Consider the following 3,184-nt stretch of genomic DNA (forward strand, 5'->3'; position numbering starts at 1 on the left):
GTCCAGCGCGTTCGCGCCTGGCCGGTCGAGTCCCAGCAGACCGCACGACGCAACGCGATGCTCGCCGGCACGTCGCTCACGCAGCGACGGAGGGAGCACCAGGACGTCGCCGACTTCCTGGCCTCCTTCTACGGCCCGTCGTACGCGGCGTCGGTCTCGCACCTCCCGCACCGCTCCCTCCCCCAGACCGCCACGCGCGGTTGACGGTCGTCTGCCAGGTCGGCATGCGGGGGTCAGGCACAATCTCCGCATGCCGACCTCAGCGGCGCGTGCCGCGACCGAGTCCCGCCTGGCCTTCCACGAGGTGCTCTCCGACGACGGCACCCGCTTGACGGCGTGGACCAACGACCCGGGCCCGAACGGCGGCCCGGAGGACGGCGCGGCGGTCGACCGCCCCACCGTGGTGCTGTGCAACGGGCTCGGCACCAGCGCCTGGGCCTGGCCCGCCCTGCTCCGCGAGGAGTGCGGGGTCCGGGTCGTGTCGTGGAACCACCGGGGCACCGGCGGCTCCGACCGGCCCCGCGACCCGGGCCACTGCGGCATCGACGCGTTCGTCGAGGACGCGCTGTCGGTGATGGACCACTTCGGCGTCGACCGCGCGGTGCTGGTCGGCTGGTCGATGGGGGTCAACACGATGTTCGAGCTCGCCTACCACCACCCGGAGCGGGTGCGCGGCCTGTTCGCGGTGGCCGGCGTCCCGGGCGACACCTTCGCCACGATGCTCGGCCCGCTGCGGCTGCCCCGGGCGGTCAACCGCACGCTCAGCGTCGGCATCACCCGCACCCTGGCGCTGGCCGGACGGGCCCTCACGCCGGTGACGACCCGGCTCCCCGTCGGGCCCCGGACCGTGCACGTGCTCACCCACACCGGCTTCATGCTCCCGGTCCCCGACCCCGAGCTGGCGGCGGTGGCGATCCGGGAGTTCCTCACCACCCCGATCGACTGGTACATGCGGCTCGCCCTGGCCACCTCGACCCACGGCCGGGTGTCCCTCAGCAGCCTCGGAGTGCCCGTCGCGTTCGTCGCCGGCACGTGGGACATCCTGACCGGCACCCGGCACATGCAGTCGGCGGCGGCCCGGATCCCCGAGGCGACCTACGAGGAGCTGCGCGGCACCCACTTCATCCAGATGGAGCAGCCCGAACGGGTGCACCAGCTGCTGCTCGAGTTCCTCGAGCGGGTCGCCTGATGCGCCGGACGACCACGGGGCTCGCGGCCCTGGCGCTCACCGCGGCCCTGGTCGGCTGCGGGGACGGCGGCGACGAGGTGAAGGTCGACGTCGACCCGACGGGGTCGGGCTCGCCCACCACCTCGTCCTCCCCCACCGAGACCGAGGGCGCCACCGGGTCCACCGACCCGTCCGCCGGCTCGCCGTCCGACGACGCGTCGAGCGCCCCGCAGGTCGTCGAGACCATCGCGACCGGGCTCGTCGCGCCCTGGGGCCTGGCGTTCCTGCCCGACGGCAGTGCCGTGGTGACCGAGCGGGACACGGCCAAGGTGCTCCAGATCGCCCCCGACAAGGTCGTCACCGAGATCGGCGTCATCGGCGACGCCGCCCCGCAGGGCGAGGGCGGCCTGCTCGGCGTCGCGGTCTCCCCGGAGTTCGACCAGGACCGGACGCTCTACTTCTACGTCAGCAGCGACAACGACAACCGGATCGTCACCGCCACCCTCGACAAGGGCGGCCTCAGCGACACCACGCCGATCCTCACCGGGATACCGCTGGGGTCGATCCACGACGGCGGACGTCTCGAGTTCGGGCCCGACGGGTTCCTCTACGCCTCGACCGGGGAGACCGGCAACCCCCAGCTCGCCCAGGACCGGTCGACGCTGGCCGGGAAGATCCTCCGGCTGACCCCCAAGGGCAAGCCCGCTCCCGGCAACCCGTTCGGGGACGAGATCTGGTCGTGGGGACACCGCAACGTGCAGGGGCTGGCGTTCACCGACGACGGGCGGCTGTGGGCCTCGGAGTTCGGCCAGAACACCTTCGACGAGCTGAACCGGATCGACGCGGGCGCCAACTACGGCTGGCCCGAGGTCGAGGGCGAGGGCGGCACGGACGCCGGCTACGTCGACCCGCAGGCGGTCTGGGGCACCGACGTCGCCTCGCCCTCCGGCCTCGCCTTCACCGAGGGTGCGCTCTACATGGCGGCGCTGCGCGGCAACCGGCTCTGGAAGATCCCGGTCGACTCCGACGGTGACGCCGGCCAGCCGGAGGCCTACTTCGTCGGCGAGTACGGCCGGATGCGCACGGTGGTCGTCGCCCCCGACGGCTCGCTGTGGCTGACCACGTCCAACCAGGACGGCCGGGGCTCACCGGCACCCGAGGACGACCGGATCCTGCGCGTCACGCCGTGACGTCGGTCGTCCCGATGACCGTCGCTCGGCGTGCCGCCCGCCGCAGGGTGGCGAGCACGGCGGGGCCGAGCACGACGATCGCGATCGCGTTGGTCACCGCCCGGCCGGTGTCGAAGCTCGTCGTCGACGTGATCAGCGTGTAGGCCAGGAACGCCTGCAGGTTGTCGACCAGCGGGGCGGCCGGGTCGAAGGAGATCGAGGTCTGGTCGTGCCCCGGCACGGAGATCCCCAGGAGGAACGGCCAGCCGGACAGGTTGGTCAGCAGGCCGTAGGCGTAGGCCGCGACGACGCCGTACGCCGCCAGCATCGCGATCTCGGCCCGGCCGGTCACCCGGCGCGGCAGCAGGCCCGCGCCCATGCCGACCCAGGCCGAGACCAGCATCTGGAACGGCAGCCACGGCCCGACCCCCGCGGTCAGGAGCGCGGACGCGAACAGGGACGTCACGCCGAGCACGAAGCCGAACCCGGGGCCGAAGGCCCGCCCGGCCAGGACCAGCATGAAGAAGACGAGCTCGACACCCCCGGTGCCGGCCGACACCGCCCGGAGGATCGCGATCACCGCGCTCAGCACCCCGAGCACCGCCAGCACCCGGGTGTCCAGCCCGCCCTCGCTGAGCTCGGCGAGCACCACGGCGATGACGACCGGGAGCAGCGCGAGGAAGAGGAACGGCGGGTCGACGCGGGTCTCGGGCTGCACCCGGACGAGCAGCGGCCACACCAGCATCATCAGGCCGCCCAGCGACGCCACCGCGAGGATCATCGCGGACCGGCGGGACAACGGGACGGCCCGCACCGCCTCCGCCCTGCTCGAGACCGTGCTCACGTG

The 3,184-nt window shown here is 73.4% G+C and carries 4 protein-coding genes; 3 read left to right on the top strand and 1 reads right to left on the bottom strand.

The features are described from left to right. The 3 genes from JHD21_RS21635 to JHD21_RS21645 all read left to right on the top strand — a co-directional run. Positions 1-204, top strand: a 204-nt coding sequence (locus tag JHD21_RS21635; protein WP_292679597.1) for a hypothetical protein, incomplete at its 5' end; no start/stop codon positions are given. A gap of 46 nt (positions 205-250) precedes the next feature. Then, positions 251-1,189 carry an alpha/beta hydrolase gene (locus JHD21_RS21640; RefSeq protein WP_292679599.1) on the top strand — a complete coding sequence of 313 codons (939 nt, stop codon included), beginning with the start codon at positions 251-253 and terminating at the stop codon, positions 1,187-1,189. Further along, positions 1,189-2,358 (top strand): PQQ-dependent sugar dehydrogenase, encoded by a 1,170-nt coding sequence (locus JHD21_RS21645; protein WP_292679601.1) that lies wholly within the window; start codon positions 1,189-1,191, stop codon positions 2,356-2,358. Before JHD21_RS21640 ends, JHD21_RS21645 begins: the two co-directional genes overlap by 1 nt. Here the strand turns inward: JHD21_RS21645 and JHD21_RS21650 are convergent. Then, positions 2,348-3,181, bottom strand: a complete 834-nt coding sequence (locus JHD21_RS21650) for an ECF transporter S component (RefSeq protein WP_292679602.1) — start codon at positions 3,179-3,181, stop codon at positions 2,348-2,350. The genes JHD21_RS21645 and JHD21_RS21650 overlap by 11 nt on opposite strands. Between the last annotated feature and the right edge of the window lie 3 nt (positions 3,182-3,184).

It is taken from the genome of Nocardioides sp. (assembly GCF_016462705.1).
In the GTDB taxonomy this organism is placed as follows: domain Bacteria; phylum Actinomycetota; class Actinomycetes; order Propionibacteriales; family Nocardioidaceae; genus Nocardioides.

Bases quoted from the DNA above. Each gene is read 5' to 3' on its own strand.
- JHD21_RS21645 (WP_292679601.1), top strand. From the start codon at position 1,189: ATGCGCCGGACGACCACGGGGCTCGCGGCCCTGGCGCTCACCGCGGCC.
- JHD21_RS21640 (WP_292679599.1), top strand. From the start codon at position 251: ATGCCGACCTCAGCGGCGCGTGCCGCGACCGAGTCCCGCCTGGCCTTC.